The sequence below is a fragment of the Anabaena azotica FACHB-119 genome (assembly GCF_014697625.1).
Taxonomy (GTDB): Bacteria; Cyanobacteriota; Cyanobacteriia; order Cyanobacteriales; family Nostocaceae; genus Trichormus; species Trichormus azoticus_A.
On sequence record NZ_JACJSG010000013.1, the window covers coordinates 149706 to 176585 of the forward strand.

General features: G+C 40.2%; 25 protein-coding genes and 1 pseudogene. 13 read left to right on the forward strand and 13 right to left on the reverse strand.

Annotated elements, in window-relative coordinates:
* Nucleotides 1-28: 28 nt before the first annotated feature.
* From H6G83_RS11900 to H6G83_RS11915, 4 genes are all read right to left on the reverse strand, one after another.
* A complete protein-coding gene (locus H6G83_RS11900) occupies nt 29-604 on the reverse strand; it encodes a Uma2 family endonuclease (RefSeq protein WP_190471774.1) in 576 nt (191 codons plus the stop codon).
* 373 nt (nt 605-977) lie between these two features.
* Nucleotides 978-1421: a hypothetical protein gene (locus H6G83_RS11905; RefSeq protein ID WP_190471778.1), complete on the reverse strand. Its 444-nt coding sequence runs from the start codon at nt 1419-1421 to the stop codon at nt 978-980.
* 290 nt (nt 1422-1711) lie between these two features.
* Complete coding sequence (locus H6G83_RS11910; RefSeq protein ID WP_190471794.1) at nt 1712-4726, reverse strand: valine--tRNA ligase; 3015 nt, start codon at nt 4724-4726, stop codon at nt 1712-1714.
* A 192-nt stretch (nt 4727-4918) separates the two neighbouring features.
* Nucleotides 4919-5866 (reverse strand): putative 2-dehydropantoate 2-reductase, encoded by a 948-nt coding sequence (locus H6G83_RS11915; RefSeq protein WP_190471800.1) that lies wholly within the window; start codon nt 5864-5866, stop codon nt 4919-4921.
* Nucleotides 5867-6026: 160 nt separating this feature from the next.
* Between H6G83_RS11915 and H6G83_RS11920 the strand changes: the two genes are divergently transcribed.
* Entirely contained in the window at nt 6027-6428 is a 402-nt protein-coding gene (locus H6G83_RS11920; RefSeq protein WP_190471801.1) for a fasciclin domain-containing protein, read from the forward strand.
* A gap of 206 nt (nt 6429-6634) precedes the next feature.
* Here H6G83_RS11920 and H6G83_RS11925 read toward each other — a convergent pair whose 3' ends face one another.
* From H6G83_RS11925 to H6G83_RS11935, 3 genes are all read right to left on the reverse strand, one after another.
* A complete protein-coding gene (locus tag H6G83_RS11925; RefSeq protein ID WP_190471802.1) occupies nt 6635-7141 on the reverse strand; it encodes a GNAT family N-acetyltransferase in 507 nt (168 codons plus the stop codon).
* A gap of 566 nt (nt 7142-7707) precedes the next feature.
* Nucleotides 7708-8628: a thylakoid membrane protein ThyD gene (gene thyD / locus H6G83_RS11930; RefSeq protein ID WP_190471808.1), complete on the reverse strand. Its 921-nt coding sequence runs from the start codon at nt 8626-8628 to the stop codon at nt 7708-7710.
* Between the two features lie 566 nt (nt 8629-9194).
* The gene (locus H6G83_RS11935) at nt 9195-10331 is read right to left on the reverse strand and encodes a cob(I)yrinic acid a,c-diamide adenosyltransferase (RefSeq protein ID WP_190471810.1); all 1137 of its coding nucleotides are present in this window, start codon (nt 10329-10331) and stop codon (nt 9195-9197) included.
* A gap of 257 nt (nt 10332-10588) precedes the next feature.
* Here H6G83_RS11935 and fraC point away from each other — a divergent pair, with 257 nt between their 5' ends.
* The 3 genes from fraC (at nt 10589) to H6G83_RS11950 (ending at nt 13147) form a co-directional block, all read left to right on the forward strand.
* A complete protein-coding gene (gene fraC, locus H6G83_RS11940; protein ID WP_190471813.1) occupies nt 10589-11131 on the forward strand; it encodes a filament integrity protein FraC in 543 nt (180 codons plus the stop codon).
* Between the two features lie 55 nt (nt 11132-11186).
* A complete protein-coding gene (gene fraD / locus H6G83_RS11945; protein ID WP_190471817.1) occupies nt 11187-12215 on the forward strand; it encodes a septal junction protein FraD in 1029 nt (342 codons plus the stop codon).
* A gap of 158 nt (nt 12216-12373) precedes the next feature.
* On the forward strand, nt 12374-13147 hold the full coding sequence (locus H6G83_RS11950) for an ABC transporter permease (RefSeq protein ID WP_190471820.1): 774 nt from the start codon (nt 12374-12376) through the stop codon (nt 13145-13147).
* Between the two features lie 185 nt (nt 13148-13332).
* Here the strand turns inward: H6G83_RS11950 and H6G83_RS11955 are convergent, their stop codons facing one another.
* Nucleotides 13333-14214, reverse strand: coding sequence for a carbohydrate ABC transporter permease (locus H6G83_RS11955; RefSeq protein ID WP_190471823.1), 882 nt, complete (start codon nt 14212-14214; stop codon nt 13333-13335).
* Between the two features lie 297 nt (nt 14215-14511).
* On the opposite strand from H6G83_RS11955, the gene purN reads away from it, so the two are divergent.
* Nucleotides 14512-15189 carry a phosphoribosylglycinamide formyltransferase gene (purN, locus tag H6G83_RS11960; RefSeq protein WP_190471825.1) on the forward strand — a complete coding sequence of 226 codons (678 nt, stop codon included), beginning with the start codon at nt 14512-14514 and terminating at the stop codon, nt 15187-15189.
* Between the two features lie 540 nt (nt 15190-15729).
* On the opposite strand, the gene H6G83_RS11965 is transcribed toward purN, so the two are convergent.
* The 4 genes from H6G83_RS11965 to H6G83_RS11980 all read right to left on the reverse strand — a co-directional run bounded on the left by H6G83_RS11965 (nt 15730) and on the right by H6G83_RS11980 (nt 18305).
* Nucleotides 15730-16317 carry a CPBP family intramembrane glutamic endopeptidase gene (locus H6G83_RS11965; RefSeq protein ID WP_190471828.1) on the reverse strand — a complete coding sequence of 196 codons (588 nt, stop codon included), beginning with the start codon at nt 16315-16317 and terminating at the stop codon, nt 15730-15732.
* 97 nt (nt 16318-16414) lie between these two features.
* Nucleotides 16415-17449 carry a DUF3326 domain-containing protein gene (locus tag H6G83_RS11970; RefSeq protein WP_190471865.1) on the reverse strand — a complete coding sequence of 345 codons (1035 nt, stop codon included), beginning with the start codon at nt 17447-17449 and terminating at the stop codon, nt 16415-16417.
* A gap of 80 nt (nt 17450-17529) precedes the next feature.
* On the reverse strand, nt 17530-17712 hold the full coding sequence (locus tag H6G83_RS11975; RefSeq protein WP_190471830.1) for a hypothetical protein: 183 nt from the start codon (nt 17710-17712) through the stop codon (nt 17530-17532).
* Between the two features lie 275 nt (nt 17713-17987).
* A complete protein-coding gene (locus tag H6G83_RS11980; protein ID WP_190471833.1) occupies nt 17988-18305 on the reverse strand; it encodes a 2Fe-2S iron-sulfur cluster-binding protein in 318 nt (105 codons plus the stop codon).
* Between the two features lie 283 nt (nt 18306-18588).
* Between H6G83_RS11980 and acnB the strand changes: the two genes are divergently transcribed.
* The 8 genes and pseudogenes from acnB (at nt 18589) to H6G83_RS12020 (ending at nt 24937) form a co-directional block, all read left to right on the forward strand.
* Complete coding sequence (acnB, locus tag H6G83_RS11985; protein ID WP_190471837.1) at nt 18589-21219, forward strand: bifunctional aconitate hydratase 2/2-methylisocitrate dehydratase; 2631 nt, start codon at nt 18589-18591, stop codon at nt 21217-21219.
* An 84-nt stretch (nt 21220-21303) separates the two neighbouring features.
* Complete coding sequence (locus tag H6G83_RS11990) at nt 21304-22482, forward strand: AAA family ATPase (RefSeq protein ID WP_190471840.1); 1179 nt, start codon at nt 21304-21306, stop codon at nt 22480-22482.
* Between the two features lie 24 nt (nt 22483-22506).
* Nucleotides 22507-23217 carry a DUF4276 family protein gene (locus H6G83_RS11995; RefSeq protein WP_190471843.1) on the forward strand — a complete coding sequence of 237 codons (711 nt, stop codon included), beginning with the start codon at nt 22507-22509 and terminating at the stop codon, nt 23215-23217.
* 124 nt (nt 23218-23341) lie between these two features.
* Nucleotides 23342-23683, forward strand: a complete 342-nt coding sequence (locus H6G83_RS12000) for a XisI protein (RefSeq protein ID WP_190471846.1) — start codon at nt 23342-23344, stop codon at nt 23681-23683.
* 120 nt (nt 23684-23803) lie between these two features.
* Nucleotides 23804-24052, forward strand: coding sequence for a type II toxin-antitoxin system RelE family toxin (locus H6G83_RS12005; protein ID WP_190471851.1), 249 nt, complete (start codon nt 23804-23806; stop codon nt 24050-24052).
* Nucleotides 24053-24066: 14 nt separating this feature from the next.
* Nucleotides 24067-24264 (forward strand): type II toxin-antitoxin system Phd/YefM family antitoxin, encoded by a 198-nt coding sequence (locus tag H6G83_RS12010; protein WP_190471854.1) that lies wholly within the window; start codon nt 24067-24069, stop codon nt 24262-24264.
* A gap of 32 nt (nt 24265-24296) precedes the next feature.
* Nucleotides 24297-24539 (forward strand): annotated as a pseudogene (locus H6G83_RS12015) (element excision factor XisI family protein); the annotation flags it as partial.
* 59 nt (nt 24540-24598) lie between these two features.
* Nucleotides 24599-24937, forward strand: a complete 339-nt coding sequence (locus tag H6G83_RS12020; protein WP_190471857.1) for a hypothetical protein — start codon at nt 24599-24601, stop codon at nt 24935-24937.
* A gap of 15 nt (nt 24938-24952) precedes the next feature.
* Here H6G83_RS12020 and H6G83_RS12025 read toward each other — a convergent pair whose 3' ends face one another.
* A complete protein-coding gene (locus H6G83_RS12025) occupies nt 24953-26797 on the reverse strand; it encodes a DUF262 domain-containing protein (protein ID WP_199328404.1) in 1845 nt (614 codons plus the stop codon).
* Nucleotides 26798-26880 lie beyond the last annotated feature (83 nt).

Consider the following 26880-nt stretch of genomic DNA (forward strand, 5'->3'; position numbering starts at 1 on the left):
GTAAGGTATACGAGTAAATTATCATAGATTACCAAATCATTGCCAAATTCAGCACAAAACCATTTAGAACTTCTTCACCTGAGACTGTAGCAGGCGATTCTAAAACTTCAACCTCTTTACCTTGCCTATAAATCATTACTTGGCGTGACTTACGATTAATTAAAAAACCTAAACGCACACCATTTTCTATATATTCTTTCATCTTTTCTTGAGCTACTTTCAAACTGTCGCTTGGGGAAAGTAACTCAATCACGAAATCAGGACATATAGGAGGAAACTTTTCTTTTTCTGCTTCTGTTAAAGCATTCCATCTTGCCAACTGTATCCAAGCCGCATCAGGAGAACGATCTGCACCATTAGGCAATTTAAAACAAGTTGAGGAATCAAAAGCGATGCCAGTACCATCAGCATCAGTCCAATTCATTACTTGTTGAGTAATTCTCGCATTTCTGTTGCCCGTTTCTCCCCCTGTAGGTGGCATAATAATTAACTCCCCCGTGGCGGTGCGTTCAAACCTTAAATCGCGGTTTGCTTGACATAGCTGGAAAAACTGCTCATCTGTCAGTTCTAAGACCGATCGCAAATTGACTGTTAAAGCATTCATAGTTATATCGCAGTCTGAAAAATTAAGTCAGTCTAGATAATATTCTAGCCCTTTATTGGTAACTAATACTAATTCAAAAAATATGGGTAACACCTCCATTATCCATAAGGACGCAAGGCAAGAGCGCTCTGACATCTGGTATTTGTCACATTCTTTTTTCAAGTTGCAATTTGAACTACCTTATCTACTATCGAATATAATTTTATTTTTAGAATTTAAAAAAGTGTTATTTTGTAAATATAATAGATGTTAATGAAATTCTAAATTATAGCAGTAGCCACATAGGTCAGGACATAAGTTAATTATCAAAACCTTATATTAAGCAGCTTTTAAAGCTGTCACCTGTCACCTGCTATATAACTATTTTGTTAATTCAAACTTCATCACTTTTATCTTTTTGACATCCATTTTTATCACGTTTAAGACTTTCTTCTAAAGCTTGAATTTGTTCACGACGAGCCTCTAATTCTAAAGTGCGACGTGCTAAGTCTTGATTTTGTAGAGTTAGAGTTTGTCGCCATTCTTCGGCTCGCTCTACTTCTTGCTGTAACAATTCTGGGGTCATACCAGTACTAAGATAGGTTTGGATGATGTTTAGTATCCAGCTACTAGCATCTTCTATCTTTTCAATATCTCCCTGAGAAGAAAGCTCGACTAAAACTAGTAAATTTTTGCTCATGGTGTTGCCTTTACCCAAGAGGATGAAAGCTTCTTCTGGAATTATTGTCCAAAGATAATCAGCTTCTTGACGAGCTAATAAGCGTAATTGGTACTGGTCTAGAAATTCATTTTTATGTACCTGGGCTAGATATAGCATGGCATTAGTTGTGTTTTCATTTTAGATTTTAAGTTTATAAGTTATTTTAAATTTTTAATTTTTGAATAAATTTGTTTTTAAAGGGTAATGAGATTTTATATTTCCCATTACCCTGTGCCTGACTTTTCACGTTATGTGGAAAAGTTAACGCTCCTACCTAACCCCCCAGCCCCCTTCCCTACAAGGGAAGGGGGAGAAATCAAAGCCTCTCTCCTACGAGGAGAGAGGTTTTCCAGATCCCGTGAAAAGTCAGTACCCTGTGCAACTATGCTAAACCATGTAGTCGATGCCTATTGCAACTCTTGCAGGCGATCGCGCAAAATTTCCAATTGTTTTTCCGCCTCGGCTAAAGCATCTCTTGCAGCCTTTACCACATCCTGGGGTGCTTTATCTACAAATTTAGGATTACTTAACCTTCCTTGCAGAGATTGCACCTCGGCTTCTACTTTGCTGATGTTTTTCTTGAGTTTGGCTTGTAAGGTTTCAATATCCACCACCCCAGCTAAGGGGATGACTACCTGTACAGTTCCAACGACACCAGCTATAGATTTCTCTGGTTTTGCGGCTACTTGTGGTTGCGGTGTTGTCGCCGAGATATGCTTGTCTGGGCGTGGGGCGAAGAACTTAGCTAAGAAACGTTGTCTAGCTGGGGCGGATAATAGGGTACGGCTGACAAACCAAATAGTATAACCCAAACCAACTGTTTCAAAGAAAGTCCCGAAAATCGGCACATGATTAATTGTATTGCCTACGGCGATCGCTACCCTCAACAAGACAAGAGCGACAATAATTAAGCCAATTGTCTTTAAACCTTTTTGGGGTTTCTTCTCGGTGACAGTTGCGGCTTGTTCTCCACCAGCAATAGTCAAAGTCTCTACCTTGGCTAAATCTTGAATATAAGATTGTCCAGCCGTGAGAATTTGCCGTTCTGACTCACTATCGGTTTGCAAATTGGTAATAATTTTAGCCCCTGGCTTCACTTCCGCCTCGGCGCGTAAGTTACGAATTGTGCGGATAGTGCCAATTAGCAGGTCAAACTGTGCTTCCAATGGGGAATTAATGAAGTTTGCTTCTGCTTGGGGGTAGGGTTGTAATGCTAAAGTTTGGGTAGAGTCGGTGGGTTGTTGGGTGAGAGTCTGCCAAATCTCCTCGGTAATATGGGGCATAAAGGGATGCAGTAGCTTTAAAATCCCTTCTAATACATAGGCGAGGGTTTGTTGGGCTACCCGGCGTGATGCGGGGTCTGCATCCTTCTGCAATCTGGACTTTACTAATTCAATGTACCAGTCGCAGAAATCACCCCAGATAAACTCGTAAATTCCCTTGGCGGCTTCCCCTAAACCGTAGTTATCGATGTAGTTGGTGGTTTGTTGGATAACTTGATGATAGCGGGAAATAATCCAGCGATCGCTCAATTCCGTCGCCTTTGGTTCACCTAATTGTTGCGGTGTCTGTCCATCCAAATTCATCATGACAAACCGAGCGGCATTCCACAACTTATTGGCGAAGTTGCGGGATGCTTCCACCGATGTTGATTCATCTTTTTTCCGGTCATATTCCAAGCGGATATCTTGACCTGCACCCGCCACTTCCTTCACCAAGGTATAGCGTAGGGCATCAGTACCGTATTTATCAATCAGTAACAGTGGGTCAATCCCATTGTTAGCCGATTTAGACATCTTTTTATTATTTTCATCCCGCACCAAACCGTGGATGTAAACTGTTTGGAAAGGCATTTGTCCCGTGAAATGCCCAGCCATCATTGTCATTCTGGCTACCCAGAAAAAGATGATGTCAAAGCCTGTAACTAAGGTAGTGGTGGGGTAGTATTTGGCTAAATCAGGGGTTTGTTCTGGCCAGCCTAAAGTAGAAAACGGCCACAGTCCCGAAGAAAACCAAGTATCTAATACATCTGGGTCTTGTTCTAACTGCACATTCTCCCCAAATTGCGCCTTAGCTTTGTCCCATGCTTCCTCGGCAGATTTCGCCACAACAAAAGGCGTGGTATCGGTAATTTGTCCATCGCTTTCACTCACCACATACCAAGCTGGGATTTGATGACCCCACCATAACTGACGAGAGATACACCAATCTCGCAGACTGACTAACCAATCACGATAAACCTTTGTCCAGCGACCTGGAACAAACTCCGGGCTATTTTTTTGGTCGAGAAAATCTAACGCCTTATCTGCTAAGGGACGAATTTTCACAAACCACTGCGTAGAAAGTAGGGGTTCGATGGGGACTTTACCGCGATCGCTATAAGGCACGGTATGCTTATAATCTTCCACCTTCACCAGCACACCGTCAGTTTCCAAGTGCGACACTACATTCTTTCTGGCTACAAAACGGTCTTGTCCGGCGAACTCCCCACCATTAGCATTCACAGTACCATCCTTATTAAGGATGTTAATAAACGGCAGATTGTGACGCTTACCCATTTCAAAATCATTCAGGTCATGGGCGGGAGTCACCTTCACACAACCCGTTCCGAAACTGGGGTCAACCAACTCATCGCCAATTATCGGGATTTCCCGTTGCATAATTGGCAGAGTCAAAGTTTTACCAATCAGATGCTTATATCTATCATCATCAGGATTAACCGCCACCGCCGTATCACCCAGCATCGTTTCCGGTCGAGTCGTCGCCACCTCTACATAACCAGAACCATCACTCAGGGGATAACGGAAATGCCAAAGTGACCCATCAACCTCTTTTGACTCCACCTCCACATCAGACACCGCCGACTGCGTAGCGGGACACCAGTTGACCAAATATTCGCCACGATAAATCAACCCTTCATCGTAGAGACTGACAAAAGCTTCCGCCACAGCCCTAGATAAACCATCATCTAGAGTAAACCTTTCCCGCGACCAATCGACCGACACACCCAAGCGTCGCAGCTGATTAACAATTGTACCTCCTGACTCCGCCTTCCAATGCCAAGAACGTTTAAGAAACTCCTCCCGTCCCAACTCTTGACGAGTTTTACCCTCGCTTTTGAGTTGTCTTTCGAGAATTGTATGCACTGCAATACTAGCGTGGTCAGTTCCCGGTAGCCATAAAGTATTACGCCCCTGCATTCGGTGATAGCGTACCAACACATCAATCAACGCACTCTCAAAAGCGTGACCCATGTGTAGACTACCAGTCACATTTGGCGGCGGAATTACGACACAATAAGGTTCACCACCCGCCCTTGGGTCAGCTTTGTAAACTTGATGTTCCTCCCAGAATTTTTGCCACTTCGCCTCAGTGGTAAAAGGATCGTAGAGACTGGGAAGATTGGGAATAGTTGCGGTCATTCTGGGAAATTTCACTAAGGAAGGACTCTAATAAATTTTGCCACAGCGTTGGGGGACTGGGGAGATGAGGGAGTGGGGGGAGATGGGGGAGATGAGGGAGAAACCCACCCCCAACCCCTCCCAGGAGGGGAACGAGGAGATGGGGGATAAATTATTAACTCCTGTCACCTGATAACTGATAACTGATAACTGTCAACTGTCAATTGTCCTATTTCTCCCATCCAAAAACTTGAGTTGGTGATATAAACAGCTAATCTTTGGCAAGTCTACACCCAAGGCTTGGGCTTTGCGTAGTGGGTTGCCCACAATTGCTTCCACTTCCAAAGGACGGCATTCATCATAGTCTATCTTCATGCTGGTGCGGTAAGGCTTCATTTTCACGGTATAATCAAGCATGGTTTGGAAAAAGCGATCGCCAATTGTTCGCCCCATACTTTTCGCCCCCGCTTGCACTTCGCACATTAATTGTTCCACCAATTTGCGAGTATAAGTATCTGCCATTAACTCATCAGTTCTAGCGTTGAGAACTACAGACAAACCATTGTAGGGGATATTCCACATCAATTTTTTCCAGCGTCCCAGTAATAAGTCTGTGCTTAATTCCATTGTGATACCCGCCGCTTGAAAATCATCGGCTATTTGCTGCATCCTCTCTGTAATACCTGTAGCTGCATACCCATCTGCATATTCACCCAAGGTAATTTGCCCATAGTCTAGGTGACGAATATGTCCAGCCCCTACTTTATTGGAACACAAAAAACACAAGCCACCAATTATATGTGCTTGATTAACGATATCAGCAATTTCTTCTTCTACCCCAAGCCCATTCTGTAAAACCAAAACTACCCCATCATCTTTCACAACAGGCGGTAATAACTGGGGTAACAAATGATTTTGTGTTGTCTTCAAGGCTACCACTACCACATCACACTTCGGCATCTTTGCCACATCGTCATAAGCGTTGACCTGGGGTAGGGTAAAGTCACCGTCTTTCGACTCGACGATTAAACCATGTTGACTAACTTGTTCGTAGTCACTCCTGAGTAAAAAGTGGACATCTAAACCAGCTTTTTGCAATTTAGCACCATAATATCCGCCTAATGCGCCAGTTCCTAAGATGGCGTACTTACCTTCATACATAAATTCTCTGCCAAAATTTTTCGATAATCATCATAGAGGAGCGTTAACAAACAAGCTGACTTGCGGATTGTCCTACAGTCATATTTTTATACAACTTTTGTGATAAAAATTAAAACAGTTTAATAATTTAAAATCCTTGGCAGAGATTGAGGTATAACACATGGCGGATATTGTTGATATCGCAGTTAGTAATGATGGTTTCTCAACCCTGGTAACAGCTGTACAAGCGGCTGGTTTAGTGGAAACATTAAAGAGTCCAGGCCCGTTTACCGTCTTTGCACCAAATGACGCTGCTTTTGCTAAGTTACCCCCAGGAACGATACAAACTTTGGTGCAGAATATTCCCCAATTAACAAGGATTTTAAAGTATCATGTGGTTCCTGGTAAGCTGAAACAGGCGGACTTAGCTAAACTAGGCACAGTGACCTCTGTTGAAGGTTCAACGATTAGAATTGATTGTTCTGATGGTTTTGAGGTGAAGAACGCGACGGTTTTAGCGGCTGATATCGAAGCTGATAATGGTGTGATTCACGTCATTGATACTGTAATTTTGATGGGTTGATTTTAGCTGCAATTATGTAATGTTGGGTTTTGGATTATTTATATCCAAAATCCAAAAGTTTTATATATGAAGTTTGGTTAAATTTGAGTTTTTTAAACGCAGAGAGAAGTATGTTCGGCGGAACCCGCAGATCATAACTTCGGTGGGAGCGCAGAGGTTTTATTAAGATAATTCGCTATGTAACAAAATAATCTATTCTGTTATATTTAAACTTGATGGAAGGCTGGCGGATAAATAACTTTACCTTGATATTTTGTTTGATAGCTTTGTAGTGGTTTGACCATGAAAACTTCATCGGGAACTGGAAAGGGGCTGGCAATGCCATAGTTAATTGATGGGATAAAACCAAATCGTGAATAAAATTGAGGGTCGCCCAATACTATAACTAAACTTTCGCCTCTGGCTTCAGCTTTTGTTAACCCTGCTTGTATAAGTGCGCTGCCAATTCCTTGTTTTTGAAATTGAGGATGCACAGCTATCGGTGCTAAACTAAGTGCTTTTAGTTTTTCTTCACTGACTAATTCAATATAACTAAAAAGAATCTGCCCAACTATAATATTATCTATTTCTGCAATTAGTGATAGTTCGGGAATATAAAATTCAGAAAGACGAATTGCTGCAATTAATTGGGCTTCGTTTTCTCTACCGAATGCTAAGTTGTTGACTTGGGAAATTGCTAAATAGTCTGCGGGAGTTTCACAACGTATATTCATGTTTTTAAATCTAATTTCATACAGGACTTACACAACTAGTACTTGGGGTAGGGTGCGTCAGATGTGGAAAATCCTTAAATTTATACAAAATTATTGGGGCTGACGCACACTACATTTAGTTTGATGATGACACTTGCGTAAGTCCTATCCATAATAATACCAAGTTGTATTTAAAGATATTTGTTTTGGCAGGCAAGGGAGCAACCCACCCCTAGCCCCTAAGAGGAGGGGAAAGAGAAGTAGCGCAGAGTAAGATACTATCTTTGACTGCAACTTAGTATAAGACTAGAAAAGTTGCAGTGCATATATCTAATGTATTGGCTGACTTTTCACGTTATGTGGAAAAGTTAACGCTCCTACCTAACCCCCCAGCCCCCTTCCCTTCAAGGGAAGGGGTAAAAATCAAAGCCTCTCTCCTTGTAGGAGAGAGGTTTGGAGAGAGGTCTTCCAGATCCCGTGAAAAATCAGATGTATTGGAAGGGGTTTAAATCCCCTTTCATACTTGCCATGTTAAGAGTTTCCTGTTGTCTGTTGCCTTGAACTGATTTTAGGCTTTTAGTTAAGCTCTATTTCAAAATATCTTGTAGTGCTGGTTGTAAATTAGAATATTGATATTTAATTCCCGCTTCTAAAGCACGTTTGGGAAGTACCTGCTGACCTTCTAAAACAACGATCGCTCCATCTCCTAAAAGAGCCTCTAAAGCAAAAGCAGGAACGGGTAGCCACGAAGGACGGTTCATTACTTGACCCATTGTTTGGCTTAAATCATTCATGCGTACAGGATTTGGTGCAGTAGCGTTATATACGCCTTGTAGTTGTGGGTTGGTTAAAGCTTGTACAATCAGATTCACCACATCATCAATGTGAATCCAAGAAAACCATTGACGACCACTTCCTATAGGCCCCCCAGCATAGAGTTTGAAAGGGGTAATCATTTTTCCTAAAGCGCCACCCAATCCTAAAACAATACCTAAACGCAGTATTACTAAGCGAACGCCTAATTCTCTCACTTTTTGAGCTTCGGCTTCCCAAGCTTGACAAACTTGGGCGAGAAAATCTTGACCTGAAGCACTATTTTCATCAAAGGTAGCTGTTTCACTTGTACCATAGTAACCAATCGCGGAAGCATTAACTAACACTGTAGGTTTGGGATTGGCTTTTGCTATGGCTTCAACTATTTTTTGCGTACCTAGTTGACGACTGTTGAGAACTTCTCTTTTGTGTGCTGGTGTCCAGCGAGTTTCGGCGATGGGTTCTCCTGCTAAATTGACCACACCATCACAACCAGCAATTACATCTTGCCACGCCCCGGATGTGGTGGGTGTATAAGCCACAATTTCTACATTGGGAAATGTTTGAGCCGGAAAGTTTCTCCGAGCTGATGTAGTGTTGCGGGTCAAGATGATGATTTGATGACCTTCTTTGTGTAGTCGCTGTACCAACCGAGTACCGACAAATCCTGTTGCGCCTGTAATTGCTACTTTCATAATGCACCGATACTCCACCAAATCCTTATTTTAAAGTTTTTTATCGACTTTTCAACTTATGTTTCGGGACTGGGGACTGGGGACTGGGGACTGGGGACTGGGGATTGGGATTAGCCAATACCCCATATAACTAAGTTAACGTGAGTTCGACCAGCGTTGTTTTGACCTCTCCCCCAACCCCTCTCCTACAAGGAGAGGGGAGTAAGAGGGTGATTTTTTCGTTTCTCCTCCCTCTCCTCGTAGGAGCGAAAAGTCTGTAGCTTGCTTCCCGTAGGGTGCGCCGGCTTCCGGCGTACAGAACTTTTCAAGAGAGAGGGAGGTTGGGAGGGAGAGGTTCATCGAACTCACGTTAAGTTAAGTATAGTTATTTGTTTTTGGTGGTGAATATGGTGGTGAACATCATCAAAATACCACCTATAAAAATCGTCAGCGCCAATCCTCCTGTAATCCAGTCCAGCAGATGTTGATTATCCATAGTCAAAAGTCCGTAGTTAAAAGTCCATAGTCCATAGTTTATAACGGTTGACTGTTGACTATTGACTATTGACTGTTGACTATTGACCAATTTAAAAATCTACTCCCCGTTTGAGTTCTACGCCTTGATTGGCGTAGTGTTTATGGCAGTAAACTTCAGAGTGAATGCTGGCTAGGTCAAAGTAGGCGGGATGATTTTGGCAACGGCCTGTGATGATGATTTCGGTGTCGCGGGGTTTGCGGAGTAAGGCTTGGACAATGGGTTCTACAGGAAGTAGTTCTAAGTCTACGGTGGGGTTGAGTTCGTCGAGGATGATGGTTTTGTAGAGTCCAGAGGCGATCGCAGTTTTCGCTATTTCCCAACCTCTTTGTGCTTCTACATAGTCTAACTCTTGGCGGGAATTGCGCCAGACGATCGCATCTCTGCCGCAGCGTTGATGGTCTACAACTTCAGGGTATGATTGCCGTAGGGCAGCGATCGCCGCATCTTCTGTATAACCGCTACCACCTTTGAGCCACTGCATAATTAGTACCCGCGTTGACCCCGGATGGTTGATTCCTCTACCAATAGCTTGTAATGCTTTACCTAGCGCACTTGTAGATTTACCTTTACCTGCACCTGTGTAAATTTCAATCCCATTCATCAAAAGTTCTTTGGCTGTGGGATGGTGCATGGGTTTCATTTCCGAATGTAAATCGGCAATGTCCAGTAACTTTTGCGGCGCACCTCTTCCTGTGGCGATGATTTCTAATTCTTGAGGTTTAGATTTTAAGGTCTGAACTACCTCATCTACAGAAAGTAATCCTAAATCTAAGACTGGGTTAATTTCATCTAAGACTACGACCGAATATAAACCAGAAGCGATCGCACCTTTAGCCACATCCCAACCCCGTCCCGCCTCAGCACGGTCAAAGGTTGTGATTTCCTCTGGGCCAAAAAATTCTGCTCTCCCGGTGCGTACTTGGTCGATTAAATGGGGAAAACCACGCTGTAAAGCTGCGATCGCCCCATCTTCATCATAATCCCGTTCCGGCCCTTTGAGAAAGCGCAGTAATAATACGCGATTGGAATTATTTGGTGTGTTTATCCCCAAGCCAATCGAGCGTAAAACTACACCCAAAGCCGCTTGAGATTTACCCTTACCGACACCATCATATACGTGAATTTGGCCAGTAAGCCGTTCTGAACGCACTTGCGCTGTGCGAATACCGATGCCGTTCCTTGTCATCTGTTGAAAAGCTCTATCATGGCAGTTTCCTATCTTACCGGAGTCAGTTGTCAGTTGTCAGTTGTCAGTTGTCAGTTGTCAGTTATCAGTTATCAGTTATCAGTTGTGCCTTTCCCCTTTCCCCTTTTCCCCCTTTTCCCCCTTCCCCTTTCCCTTTCCCCTTTTCCCCTTTCCCCTTTCCCCTTCCCCCTTCCCCTTTTCCCCAGTCCCCATTATTACAGCTATACTCTCTACAGTTTCTCTTTTTGTGAGTGTTTATGTTTGAAGATTTGGATCTACCCAGGGTGTGGCCGATTGGCACAATCTTATTTAACTTGTTGTTTTTACTGATAGCTATTCCTATAGAGGGCTATGTGTACCATAAGCGGCTGAACTTTGATAAAAAGACTAGTATTTTTTATGCGATCGCCGTCAATTGCTTTTCTGGTGTAATTGGTTGGGTAATATTTTTTATTATAGAGCCTTTATTAGCAGCGCCTTTAAAGGCAGAGTTAATTAGCTACATATTTTTTAACAGTCTTAGAGCTAGTAATAGTCAAGGTATTCTTATTGTCACTACATTCATAATTTTCTTCGCCACATTTATAATGAAATTCTTTCTGTTGCGGATTTTTGTTTTCACTTTAAGTGAAGATATCGGTAAAAAGAAAGAAGAACCACAATCATTTCCCCGCCAAAGTAATCGCTTTATTAGTAAAATAAATTTTCAGGATACTAATTTAGTTACTACAACACTTATTGCCAATTCTTTAAGTTACACTGCCATCACTGCTGTTCTATTAATTCGCAACAATAGATAGTTAAAATCAATTACTTTTTATCAAATTCTCTAACGAAAATGCTGGAGGTAAAGTTGTGAATTTATTCTTTAAAGACCTTTTTGGTATCTTCAATATTTTTGAAGGTGTTTATGAACGAGCCAGAAAAATATTAATCCCACCCAAGGCTTATTCTTGGCAAACATTTATTTATTTGAGTCTTTTTTCTTGGATAATGTCTTATTGTGCTACTGGTTACATTAGAGATATTATTGCACTCTGCGGTTGGTTGTTTTTAATAGCAGGTACAGCTTGGTACACAACTGATGATCCTTTGCGAGTCCCTGGTACTTTTATGCCAGTAGGAGCAGTGATTACAGGATTTCTAGTTAGTGTTTTTGCTTTTGGTGATCAGCAAAATGTAATCACACCTAGAACAATTGTACTTTGGCCGACAATATCAGCATTAATTACAGCAATTCCCGAATTTATTGAAGGAAATGATGTTGAGTCTAAAACTCGGATTCCTAAACCAGAGGCTCGGCAAAAAATTATTGTTTTAGTAGCTAGTTGTATGATTATTAGTTGCTGGCTGCAATTTTATTTTGTGATGGATAATTGGTTAAAGCAATATCCTAGTTTATTAGCTGAAGATTTTGGACGTAGTAATTTTGTACTTACTAGAATAGAGCGAGAAAAAATTCCCCGTAATGGAGTGCTGATTTTAGATAGACTGCAACCATTAGTTGAGGAAGAAATTGGTGAAAAACCTTGGTCGCAAGTTGAAAGATGGCTGATAGAAGCGAATACCAATGTAGCTAAATTGGGTAAACAAGTATTAGATAATAATTTGTCGCAGTACGAAGAGAAGGAACTCTGGCGTGTGGAACCACGGGTGTTTAACATTAAATCTGGCTATAGATTAGATTTACTTAGTATTTGGACAGGCCCAACTGCTAGCCCTCGTGGTTACTTTCTTCGCAAATCCTGTTCAATCAATCCTGTAAGCGCAACACCAAGAACTACCACAAACAGTAGAATACCGGAGGATAAAAGCGCAGTTGCAGAAATACAATGCGATCGCAACAGTAAATTGTTCTCAGGTGCAGTACCACCGCAGCAGTGAGGGACTGGGGAGTCAGTGAACAGTTATCAGTGAACAGTGAACATCACCTGATAACTGATAACTGATAACTGTCAACTGATAACTGATAACTGTCAACTGATAACTGATAACTGTCAACTGATAACTGATAACTGTCAACTGATAACTGATAACTGACTATGATGAAAACTTTTGTAATTGCTAAGAATGTATTTCAGGAAGTAGTGCGCGATCGCATCCTCTATATTATCGGTTTTTACGTTTTAGCTTTGGCTGTGGCTATCCGCGCTTTACCTGAGTTTGCTGCTTCCACTCAAAATAAAATGTTTCTCGACTTCGGTTTGGCGGCGATGAGTGCTATCAGTTTAATTATCGCTATATTTGTGGGTACAGGATTGATTAATAAGGAAATAGAGAAGCGCACTATTTTGTTATTAATTGCTAAACCTGTGAGTCGGGGAGAAATTATCACAGGGAAATTTTTTGGTTTATCTTCTGTGCTGGCTGTTTTAATTGCCAGTATGACAGTGATTTATTTGCTATTTTTGCAGTTTGGCAATATTCCCCATACAACTGCAAGTATTTTAATCGCCGCCGTATTTTTATGTTTACAGCTATCTTTGATGGCTGCTGTGGCTATTACCTTTGGGGTATTTACTAGCACATTGTTGGCTGTCGCTTTAACTTTTGCTGTGTATTTAATGGGGAATATTACGCAAAATTTGGTAGATTTTAGTCGGCTGAGTCGTAACCCTGTAATTGAAAGTATTAGTCAGATTTTATACTTGGTTTTGCCAGATTTATCTCGATTAGATTTGAAAAATGATGCTGTATATGGTCTACAAGCACTACCTGATCCATTTGCCTTGTTTGGTAACGCTGGCTATGGTTTGATTTATATTGTGATGTTATTGGCGATCGCTATTTCTCTGTTTTCACGACGAGAATTTTAGCTCATTCAAAAATCCCTATCTGGGGATGGCGAATCTTTCCATCTGGCATCATGGTGTGACGTAGCTTGTAGTTTGATAAATATCTAAAATTCACCATATTTTGGAAATCAACGTAGGGTGGGCAATGCCCACCTTATCATGGGTTTGGTGGGCATTGCCCACCCTACAAATAGCTGTATTTAATATTACTCTTCTTCCCAACTACGTAACTGTAGATACACCAATACCAAAGCCAGCGCTAACAGCACCGTTGCGGCGGCGGCGGCGTAACCAAAATCAAATTGAGCGAAAGCTTCTTGGTAAATGTAGTAAACCAATAAGTTAGTTGTATTTAAAGGGCCTCCACCCGTTATGACGTAAACTTGCTCAAAACTCCGCAATGTAAAAATAGCGGTGGTGACTGTAGCAAAAATTAAAGTAGGTCTTAATCCTGGTAAGGTAATATGCCAAAATTGTCGCCAACCATCAGCCCCATCTAATTCTGCGGCTTCATAGCGGCTAGGAGGAATGGCTTGTAACCCCGCCAAAAACACCACCATATTAAATCCGATTTGTTTCCAAATACTGACAATAATTATTACAGGCATTGCCCAGAATGTATCTCCTAGCCAGGAAATTGGCGGGATGTCAAATATATTTAAAAATGCGTTTATCGGGCCAGAGGTTTGAAACAACCAACGAAAGCCTAAACCAGCCGCTACCAAAGAAATAATTGATGGGAGAAAATAAGCACTCCGCAGCACTCCCCGTAATATTAGGGAACGGTTTAATAAAACTGCCAACCCCAGAGGAATAACTAAGCTAGGAACTAAGGAAGCTAAGGTAAAATAAGTGGTGTTACCCAGAACTTGCCAAAAATCAGCGTTAAGTAACAATCGCCAGTAGTTTTTTAACCCTACCCAATATATGCCTGTAGAAGTGAAACTACCAGCAGTAAAGCTGAGATAAAACAAATAAGCGATAGGCCATAGGACAAATAAACCCAACAAAATTACAGCCGGGGCAAGAAAAGTCCATGCGGCGAATGTATCATTATCTAACCATGACTTAGTAGACATTTTTGGCATTATAATTTTCCTCTTGGCTAGTTTAAGAAGAGAGGTTAGGAGTTAGAGGCTAGGGGAGAAAGGGAGGAGAGAGAAAACTTTTTGATAGCAGTGTTTAGATAGATTCAGAGATGGAATAATCATAAAACTGCGATAGTTTAAAGCTTTTAAAACTGTCCCCCTCCGGGTTCGCCAGTTCCCAGGGCGCGGGAAACCCGCCTACAGGACTGGACTCACCTGTCACCTGTCCCCTATCCCCTTGACTTCCAGCTTCTAGTCTCTAAAACATCCCGGTAATTTTGAATTGTGAATTGTTTTATGAACCTCCGCCCTGATTTTACCTTTAGCCTTGTTTCTCCCAACATTGATAGTCATAAATTTTTTGCAGGTACTCCATTGAAATTAGGGATAATGGCTTCTGGTAGTGGTAGCAATTTTGAGGCAGTTGCTCAAGCTATTGATGATAAGCAACTTAATGCCCAAATACAAGTTTTAATTTACAATAATCCCGCAGCTAAAGCAGCCAGTAGAGCTGCTAAGAGGGGGATAGAAACGGTTTTGTTAAATCACCGTGAATATAAAAACCGGGAAGTGTTTGACCAAAAAATTGTCCAAACTCTACGGGAATATGATGTGGAATGGCTAATTTTAGCAGGCTGGATGCGGGTGGTAACGTCAGTTTTAATTGATGCTTTTCCTGACAGAATTATTAATATTCACCCTAGTTTATTACCTAGTTTTAAAGGCATTCATGCTGTAGAACAAGCGTTAAAAGCTGGTGTAAAAATTACTGGCTGCACGGTGCATTTGGTGCGTTTAGAAGTGGATAGCGGCCCTATTTTGATGCAGGCGGCTGTGCCGATATTACCAGATGATACAGCCGAAACACTCCACGCCAGAATTCAAGTTCAGGAACACCGAATTTTACCACAGGCGATCGCACTAGCGGCTCAGGCTAATTTGATTACCCATGTATCTGTATCAGGTATTGGTTGAAATAGTATGAGCCGCATATTTTTTGATAAAAATAAAAACCCTCTTTTTAAAGAGGGTGTTGTTATCTTGAGTAATGAATTTTAACCAAAGAGAGTGAGATGTCGCTCATCTAATCGTTATAGCAGGGGACAGGTTATAGGTGACAGGTGAAGAAGCTTTTCTCTGTATAGATTTTATGATTCGTCAATGTCCGCGCCCTATGTCTTGCTTGCTATACATCTAATAGAATCCTCTTTTTTCTTCGCCTTAACCTCCTACAATTAGATGACCCATTTGGGTGATCACAACCTCACCCAAATGGGCGAGTTATACCAATTTGAAAAAAGAATGCGACAGATATATGGGTAGGGGCGCACAGCTGTGCGCCCCTACAAATAATCGATGTGTTGCAAGTATTTTTTGAATCAGTCAGGACTTACGCAAGTGTCACAATTGGTGGTTGGTGCGTGACGCTACAAGTCTTATGACTACGTTCAAATATTTTCTTAGCGTCACACACCCTACAGAAAAAATATGCCAGTTGCGTAAGTCCTATCAGTATTAGTTTTTTGACTGGCGCAGCTTCCACAAAAAACTAGAAATTAAATTTGTCACAATATGAGCCACAATTGGCACTAGCAAGTTTCCACTCCACAAGGCACTGTATCCTAATATTACCCCAACCACAGTTGCCCAAACTACATAAGGCCATTGTTGGGAACCACTAAGATGTAAAATGCCAAAGCATAAACTAGAGCCAATAACCGCAAAATGATCTAATCCTAAAGCGGGTAACATTACACCACGAAATAATAATTCTTCACTTAATCCTGGTAGTAACCCCAACCATATTAAGTCCGGCCATGCCAAAGGTTTCAGCACTAATTCTAAGTAATAATCAGCACTTCTGCGATATGGTTTCCAGAAACGATAAACTATCCCACTTAAAACGGTAATTATTAAGCCTACACCCAACCCTAGCCCAAAATCCCTTGGATACCAATGCCATTCAAATAACAAAAAGTTACCAAAACGTAGCCACACTTTGGCAACTGCCCATAATAAAACAGCAGTTACACCCATCGCTACTAGGACTTGGGTACGTGTTAAGTAAGGAATTTCTGGTTCTTGTTTTTGTTGTTCAACCACGGGTGTTTTTGGGGACTGGGGAAGGGGGAAAGGGGAAGGGGGAAAGGGGAAGGGGGAAAGGCACAACTGACAACTGATAACTGATAACTGATAACTGTCAACTGTCAACTGTCAACTGACTAATACCTGCTTTATGGGCTACTATAAGACCTACTGCTTCTAAATAAGATTTTACTTGTGTGAATTTAATATTTAACGCTTGGGGTGGGACTTGGATTTGAGTTTTATTTTCCTCGACGGTGATAATTTGACATTGCTTATTGCTTAAGCTGAGTAAGGCACTGCTACCGCAGGCTGTTGCTGGCATGATAATAGCATCTACTTGCTCTGCCCAGATATCGTTCGGCTGAGATTGAATTGATCCTTTCTCTAATATAAATTGTGGGGCGCGACTCAAGCCTACGAGTACGCTTGGTAAAAAAGTATAACCTAATTCTTCTGCCGCCGAACGGGGTGATAAATCTGGATGTGGGGGTTCTGGGGCGAAGGCGGGGGAATGGGCGCAAGGAATTTGGAAATTTCTGACTAGTAAATGGCTAATGACTGCTTCTGCGCCAGCTATGGGATCTACGCCTTTACCTTGGCGGTAGTTTTGGGCTGCTTCCTCATCTATATCATCGGGGAAACGGGCGACAACTGCGATCGCCTCTGCCCCTGTTTTGTTAATTAATGTTTCCGCTCCTCGTAATAAGCTGTCGGGGTTGCCAATTGTTCCCCAGCTTGCGCCTGATGGGGCTGTCCGCAATTCTACATTCAAGGGGGCATCGGTAATTACATGATCTGTGATGGTTAAGCCTAATGTTGCCCGCGCTGCATCGGCGGCTTGGAGGTGGCGGAGTTTTAAATCTGGTTCGATTGCCTGATCTAACAGTAAACCAATTTTGTTATTACGTACCGGACGCAATCCCCAGCATCCGGCGGCAAATTTGTCAAGCCCGTAGCCTTCCACATACAAGGCGTTGGGGATATTCCAGTATAGGCTAGCACCGTTGAGAACGTTGGGGTGGGTGATCAGGCGATCGCAAACCTGTGCTAATAATCTAGCTACGGGTATAGCATCACCTGCATACCCCCCAATCGCCGCACCAACGCCAGTTGGTACTATGAGGATGGCAGTGTAGGGACGTTGCATCATGAGTGCTGAGTTATGAGTAGATACAAGACTATTTATTCTTGAATGTAGAGACGTTGCATGCAACGTCTCTACATAATTTATTCAGCACTCCCCGTAGTTACCACAGCTTCCACAGTAGCCTTTTGCTGTTCATCATCGACAGCAGTAATTGCCCAACGCAGAGGTTCACCTTGCTTTTTCAATTCCGCTTCAATGGCTGCTTGTAATTCTGTGGGTGTTTCTTGGATGTCGATTTCTGCGCTAATAAAATGAGTTGTCATGGCTGGCAATCCGGTTGATTTGTAAAATATAGAATAACCGATTTCAGCCGTATGCCAATACTATTATGGATAATCAGCAGTCATATAGTTTTTTTTACCCCAGTCAGAAGCAAGAATAATTGAACGCAGATGCACGCAGATGCACGCAGATAAATTTATAATTCAGCAGATTAGGAAGCGTTATATATATTTTTTCTAAATTTATTGATTTAAGCGGTAACGGGTAATAGCTAATAGGTAATTATTTTTTACCATTACCAATTACCGCAATTATATTACTTCCCGAATTGCAATTGATAAACTGTGTCTTCTTTTTCTGTTTCAATTTTCAAATCAGAACGAGGATAAGCGACACAAAGTAAAGCGTAACCTTGTTTTTGTAATTCTGGGCTAACCCCCATACCATCGGTTTGATCTACAGTGCCGCCGTTAATAATTTGAGCAGCACAAGTTGTACAAACGCCAGCGTGGCAAGAACTAGGCAATTCTAGCCCTAGCTCATCGGCAACTGATAAGATGGTTTTATCTTCAGGGACTTGTAAAGTGTGGGTTTTACCTTGGTGCAGAATTTCAACGGTGTATGTTTTAGACATATACAAAATCTGAGTGAAGCAAATGGCAAATAAAATATCTTATCTTATAAATAGGTAGTCAATCAAATCGAGTCAGGGCAACATAGGAATTATTAGCAAATAGCTATAACTCCAAAAGTAGCTATACAGTGATAATTATAAGTCCCTGCCAGACAAAAAAATCAAAAAAGGAATCTCACTTTGTATTAGTTCTGCTACGGAAGACTGATCAGGTGGTATTCTTCTGCGACGTAGACAGTGATTATAAAATTTGACGAAGGTTAAACCAATCTTGGAGTACACAATGCTGGAATCATACCGTCAACACGTTGCTGAAAGAGCAGCACTAGGGATTCCTCCCTTACCGTTGGATGCAAAACAAACTTCAGAATTATGTGAATTACTGAAGAATCCACCTAAAGGGGAAGAAGATACATTATTACATTTATTGCGCGATCGCATATCCCCTGGTGTTGATCCTGCGGCTTATGTCAAAGCTGGGTTTCTTACCGCCATTGCCAAAAAGGAAGTAAAAAGTCCCATCATCTCACCCATACAGGCGGTGCAGTTGTTAGGAACAATGGTAGGCGGTTATAACGTCCAATCTTTAATTGAGTTGCTGCAATTTCCCACCGTATCTGTTTCTGACTCTTCCGAAACACCCTTGGTAATGGGTGGAGAAGGAAAAGAACCAATAGCCGCCCACGCCGCCGCCGCCCTCAGCAAAACCTTGTTGGTGTATGATGCTTTCCACGATATTTTGGAATTGGCAAAAACCAACCCCTACGCCAAACGGGTTATAGACTCCTGGGCAGAGGCGGAATGGTTTACATCTCGCCCCCAACTACCAGAATATATTAACGTCACCGTCTTTAAAGTGCCTGGGGAAACCAACACCGATGATTTATCTCCCGCCACCCACGCCACCACCCGCCCAGATATTCCTCTACACGCCTTAGCGATGTTAGAATCAAGGCAACCGGGTAGTTTGGAAACTATTGCTGAGTTGAAGAAGAAAGGACATCCGGTAGCTTATGTGGGGGATGTTGTCGGGACTGGTTCTTCGCGGAAATCAGCGATTAACTCAGTGTTGTGGCATACAGGGGAAGATATACCTTATGTTCCCAACAAACGCGCTGGGGGGTATATTTTAGGTGGTGCGATCGCGCCCATCTTTTTCAACACAGCCGAAGATGCTGGTGCTTTGCCCATCCAGTGCGATGTCACCAAACTAGAAACCGGTATGGTAATTACCATCTATCCCTACAAAGGCACAATTACCAACGAAGCCGGCGAAGTCATTTCTACCTTCACCCTCAAACCAGACACTATCCTCGATGAAGTCCGCGCCGGTGGACGTATTCCCCTACTTATCGGGCGTACCCTCACCGACAAAACCCGCCAAGCCCTTGGTTTACCACCCAGCACCGTCTTCATCCGTCCCCAACAACCAAAAGACACAGGTAAAGGCTACACCCTCGCCCAAAAAATGGTCGGTAAAGCTTGCGGTTTACCCGGTGTCCGTCCCGGTACATCCTGCGAACCCATCATGACAACCGTTGGTTCCCAAGATACCACCGGCCCCATGACCCGCGACGAACTCAAAGAACTCGCTTGTTTGGGTTTCAGTGCTGACTTAGTAATGCAAAGCTTCTGTCACACCGCCGCCTACCCCAAACCAGTAGATATCAAAACCCACCACGAACTCCCCGACTTTTTTGCCTCCCGTGGCGGTGTAGCCTTGCGTCCAGGTGATGGTATTATTCACTCTTGGCTCAACCGGATGCTATTACCCGATACCGTAGGTACTGGCGGCGACTCCCATACCCGCTTCCCCTTGGGAATTTCCTTCCCCGCCGGTTCCGGGTTAGTAGCCTTCGCGGGTGCGTTGGGTGTCATGCCCTTGGATATGCCAGAATCAGTTTTGGTAAAATTCACAGGAGAATTGCAACCAGGAATTACCCTACGGGATATTGTCAACGCAATTCCTTACGTCGCCATTCAACAAGGCTTGCTGACAGTAGAGAAGGAGAACAAAAAAAATATCTTCTCAGGACGCATCATGGAAATTGAAGGCTTACCAGACTTGAAAGTTGAACAAGCCTTTGAACTTACCGACGCAACCGCCGAACGTTCCTGTGCAGGTTCCACCATTAAGCTGAGTGTCGAGACAGTAGCCGAATATCTGCGTTCCAACGTCGCCCTACTCAAGAACATGATTGCACGGGGTTATCAAGACTCCCGTACTATCTTGCGCCGTATCGCCCAAATGGAAGCATGGTTAGCCAACCCCGTATTATTAGAAGCCGATGCGGATGCGGAGTATGCAGCAATAATTGAGATTGATTTAAACGAAATCAAAGAACCAATTGTGGCTGCTCCCAATGACCCCGATAATGTTAAATTATTATCGGCAGTTGCTAATGACCCAGTACAAGAAGTATTTGTCGGTTCTTGTATGACAAATATCGGTCATTATCGAGCCACAGCGAAAGTTTTGGAAGGTGCAGGTGCAGTCAAAACTCGCCTGTGGATAGCACCACCCACCCGCATGGATGAACACCAATTAAAAGAAGAAGGTGTGTATGGCGTGTTTGGTGCGGCTGGCGCGAGAACAGAAATGCCTGGATGCAGCTTATGTATGGGAAATCAGGCGCGAGTAGCCGATGGCACAACTGTATTTTCCACCTCCACCCGCAACTTCAACAACCGTATGGGTAAAGGTGCGCGAGTGTATTTAGGTTCCGCCGAATTAGCCGCCGTTTGTGCCTTGTTAGGACGCATCCCCACAGTACAGGAATACCTTGATATTGTGGCGAATAAGATTCATCCTTTTGCTGAGAATTTGTATCGGTATTTAAACTTTGATCAAATTGTCGGTTTTGAGGATGAAGGGCGGGTGATTTCTCAAGAGGAGCAAGCTTTGTTGTTATAGTTTAACTAGGGTGAGCTTTTTAGCTCACCTTTTATATACGACATTTAACATAATGTATTTATAGAAAATAAAGGTCAGTAATTTATGAGACTTGACATAGTAAAATACATATACAATCAAGGTTGGACTAGTCAATGGGAAATAGAAGAATTTCGATTAAATACAATTAATTTAATTGTTGGTAAAAACGCTAGTGGAAAGACAAAAATTGTCCGAACAATATATCGCATTTCCCAATTATTATCAGAAAGTGGCACTCTTAAAGCTAATTCTAGAAAAGACGAATGGCATTTATACTTTGACATTGATAATGCTCAAGAAAAAACAGAATATATATTGAAATTAGAAAAAGGTTTTGTAATTGAAGAAAAATTAGTCATAGGCGAAAAGACTCTTTTAGAGCGAAATCAATCAGGTGAAGGTAAAATATTTGCTCAAGAACTCGGTCAAGAAATGCGTTTCCAAGCTCCTCCAACGGAACTTGCTGTTGTCAAACGCAGAGACTCAATTCAACATCCTTTTCTGGAAAAAATTTATCAATGGTCAAATTCACTAAGATTTTATGAATTTGGTACAGAATTAGGAAAAGATACATTAATTAAAATTCTACCAACAACAGAATTAATAAAAAATGAAACTGATTTTAAAGATTCTGATTATGTTGTAGGTATTTTTGTTATTGGACAGAAAGAATTCGATCAAGAGTTTACGCAAGCAATTATTAAAGATATGAAGAGAATTGGGTACAATATATCAGATATAAATTTAAAAATACCATCATTTTTAAATTCTGATATTTCTTTGTCTGATAATTCAGAAAATTTACCACAGTTTCTATATGTTAAAGAGGATGAATTATCTTCTGTAACAGAACAGTCCGAAATGTCACAAGGAATGTTTAGAGCATTATCATTATTTATTCAAATCAACTATTGTTTAATGTCTAGTCAACCAAGCTGTATTGTCATTGATGATATTGGAGAAGGATTAGACTATCAACGCTCATCTTCGATAATTCAGGTTTTAATAGAAAAAGCAGCAAAAGGCTCTGTTCAACTTATTATGACTACTAATGATGAATTTATTATGAACGGTGTTCCTCTCGAATATTGGTCAGTAATTGAGAGAAAACCGGGTAGTGTAAAGCTACATAATAAATTCAATGATTCAGAAAAAATAGAAGAGTTTAAATTTATTGGTTTAAATAATTTTGACTTTTTTACAAGTCAGTTTTATTTACAAGATATAGAAACAATACAATAATTAAACTGCATAAAAACTAAAAGAATGCAACATCCCAAAAAGCTGGCTATTTTTGTGGAAGGTCAGACAGAGCAAATATTTGTTGAAAAACTATTACTAGAAATTGTCGGATACAAGCAAATTAGCATTGAAATTAGAAAATTTTCAGGTGGTAAATCAAATCGTAAAACTGAAACCGTAAAACTGGGTAGTCCTGATAGTAATTATTATGTTCTCTTGTACGATTGCGGTAGTTACTCTCATGTATTATCTGACATTAGGAAACAATATATTAGTTTAAATAATAATGGATATTCAAAAATTATAGGATTGAGAGATTTAGAACAAACACTACTTACGGAAATTAGTAAGTTGGAAAAGAGTATTCAATCTAACTTAAAGCCACTTACACAAGGTGGTATCCCAGTGTCAGTATGTTTAGCCGTTAAGGAGATAGAAGCATGGTTTTTATCTGAATGGAATCATTTCTTGAAAATAGATTCTTCTCTAACTCTACAATTCATCGAGCAAAACTGTGGTTTTAATCCACAATTGGTAGATGTTGAGCAAAGATTAGACCCTTCTGAAGATTTAAACTTTATTTATAATTTAGTAAATAAGACATATAGCAAGAATGCTAATGATGTACAAGATATAGTCAATAATCTTGATTATGAATTTATATATCTTGATTTAGTTAATACTGTTAAATATCTCGGATATTTTATTAAAGAAATTGATAAGTTTTTAATATAATATAAATTTATAACCGTGAAACGGTTTACAATGAGTTTTTTCAACAAGTCGCTATTAAATTTATTTTAGTAACTTATCATGTATCACTATTAATTGTTAATTTAGAACAAGAGGAGGTTTTGCAATGGATAGATTGACACACTATCAAAATCTCATCAAGCAAATTCTCACAGAGTACCAAAAAATATCTGCACAAATTCCTGATATTGATATTGATGAGGAGCTAATTTTTGATGATGAAAGAAGCCAATATCTTTGGTTTAATATTGGTTGGAAACAAGGCAAGAGAGTTAAAGGTATTTCTGTTTATACCCGGATTAAAAATGAGAATATTTATATAGAAGAAGATTGGACTGAGGAAGGAATTGCAACTGAGTTAATGCGCTTAGGTGTTCCGGCTAGTGATATTGTATTGGCATTCCAGCCGCCAGAGGTGAGGCAATATACTGAGTTTGCAACTGCTTGAAAATATTTCTCTTGCAATGAAAAACGGGTGATTTCTAGAGAAAAGCAAGCTTTGTTGGTATAGTTTAACTAGGGTGAGTCTTGATGGCTCACCCTAATATATTTAAAGAGAATCAAGTATGTGCAGTACCAAATAGAATTTAAGCCCAAAGCAATTAAAGATTTAGAGAAATTTCCTGTAGATATCAGAGAACGCATTATCAGTAAAATTGAAGCGATGCAAGATGACTTACAGGGAGATGTCAAACGCTTAACCAACTTTACGCCAGAATATCGTTTGAGAGTAGGTGATTATCGAGTTTTGTTTGAATTAGAAGAACAGACTATCATGATATATAGGGTGAAGCATCGCAGTAAAGCTTATGAGTAAAAGGAGTTTTAAAAATGATTGAATTACATCCTGAGTTTTTAACAAAAAATGGTCAAAAGCAATTTGCTATTTTACCTTATGAGGAGTTTTTAAAAGTTCAGGAATTGTTAGAAGATTTGGAAGATTTACAGGATTTAAGAAATGCAAAAACAGAAGAAAAAGATAGTGATTCGGTATCTTTAATCGAAGTAAAAAAAATGTTATTATCCTAAATTTGCTAATTAGGCTGAGTGGTAATTTCTCACTTTACTTTGATGATGAAAGAAACCAAAATTTATGCTTTAATATTGGTTAGTAACAAGGAAAGAGAGTTAAAGTTGTTTCTGCTTATACCCGGATTAAAAATGAGAAGATTTATATAGAAGAAGATTGAACTGAGGAAGGAATCGCAACTGAGTTAATGCGCTCAGGTGTTCCGGCTAGTGATATTGTGCTGGCTTTTCAGCCGCCAGATGTCAGGCAATATACTGAGTTTGCCACAGCTTGAAAATATTCCTATTGCGGCTGTAAATGTAATGTAATAATTATCCTGGGGCATGATTAATAATGACTCAACCCAATTTAATTAATCAATCTGATGTCAGTCAGGTTAGTGAAGAAAGTTGTCTGATAGAAATATTAGAAGAGATTCAAGAAACACCGCAAGAACACTGGTCAAATTTGCTGGAAATTATCAGGGTTTTTCGGAAAAGTGTAACTAGTAGACGAGAATTGTTAACTCATCTTCAACAAGAAAATTTAGATAGACAAAATCAAGAGATTTTAAATCAACAACATCAAGCACTTCAAGAATTAACCAGAGAGTGGTTAGAAGAAGGTGATGAACAAGAGCAAACGGAAACTTGGGAATCTTTAACTCAAGGAATCGATGATAATCCTTTTTAAACTTGGCATCGATTATCATGAATAATCAGTTTCAATTTCTGAGTCCCAAATCTGTGTTCCTCCTACCTCAAGTCCCCAAACTCGTTTAGCAACCTGAGTTAGTATCTCTTGACGTTTTTCTATTGACTCTGAGTTCCAATATTCAAATTGTTGAATACCCAATAATTGAATTGCACGATTCAACTGAGTATTATTTCCTACATTAGGTTTTTCTACTAATGAGCGAGTTGTAAAAATTTGTGATTCTCTATAACCTAACTTTTTCTGCTCATAGGGTTTATCAGACACTGAAGTATTTATAGTTTTCTCTAACAATGTCAGATTTCCTAGCTTTTGCACATAGGATTTGTAATCTTTAGGCTTATCGAAAATATTTATTATCTCTGTACTACTTGATTGTGGCAATATATGTTCAATGTGATGGCTTTTATTTAAATACCAATCTAATGGCTTAGAATTACTATAGACTAAATCATCTATATATTGGTTTATTTTTGCAAGGATGTAACGTACTCTAAACTTAGCTACTTTTGCATCAGTTAGATCACGGAAAGTTAATTCAAAATCATCTCGCATAGATAAAAACTCTGGAAGAAATTGTACTTTTATAAATTTAATAAATTCCTCTTCAGTGCGAACCTCACGTAACTTTTTGCTCCACTGAGAAAAAGTACGTATGATATTAACATCTTTACGTCGGCTGGAGCGAGTAATAGTGTAAAAAAACAATAGATTCTCTACGTAAAGACATAGCTTTACAAATAATTCTTTTTTAAGGTGTCTTCCAGCAAGTAATAGAATAAAATGCTGTCTATATCTTTGCTGTAGCCTTTGTATATTTTTCAGATATTGATTATCGGAACTATCAGTATTTTTAGCTTGGCTAAAATAACAATAATGTTCACAAGCATGAATTAACTCTTCAACAAATTTTAAGGGATTATCAAAAATGCCATACTTTTTACCCTCTTCAAGAAACCAGTTATAAATATCTTCTTCAGGAAAAGTATTTTGAAGACTTACATCATAATGAGACATAACATAATATCGTAAGAATCTTAATGGTTCTTCTTTGTGTTTATATAATGTTTTCATTAATTTATCCCATTTGGTTTTAAGTTTATGCCAATGGGAGTTGTCATTTTTTTCCCTGGATGTACTAATAAAAAGGTAGTTTTTCAATAAATCTATCGATGTTAAGCCAACACCTCTGTCATTGATTGTTTCAAACACTTTTAACGCATTTTTTAAATTTGGTGTTTCAATCCTAATTAGTTTAATTTTATTGCCTAAGCCAGAGGAAAATTGTTTTAATGCTTGAGGATTGTTAAAATATCTATCTTCAACAAATTCTTTAATTAAATCATAGGCATCAAGTATTTTTTCGGCTGAACTTGAAGCATATTTACTTCTTTCGTTCCATTTTACTGTATTATCAGCTATTGCTTCTAATAAAGCAGCAGCATCACTATCATATTGAAGAGATAATCTATATTTATTAATATCATCACCAGTCATTAAATCCTGAGAAACTCCAGAAATAAGACTTTCTAAGGCTTTTGATGGTTGACTATATTCTGCTAGGCAGTCACGAATAATACAAAATATTAAATATATAGTTGTTAATCTTTGCTGCCCATCTATTAACTGATAAGTTCTATCACTATCTCTAAAAACAACTATTGATCCAAGAAAATACTCTGTATCTTCTTTTAAATCTTCTTCATCATATAACTCAAATACTATGTCTTGCAGTAGTTTTTCCACATTTGATTTTTGCCATACATATTCTCTCTGAAATTCTGGTACAGAATAGAACTCTTTAAATAACCCTCTTCTGTCACTTTCCGAAATAAGCAAGTAGTAAATAACTGAAATTAGCCAGAAGAGAAAAAAGGTTTAAATTGGTTCATGGTAGAAATTAGGTGATTAAATCCAAGCAA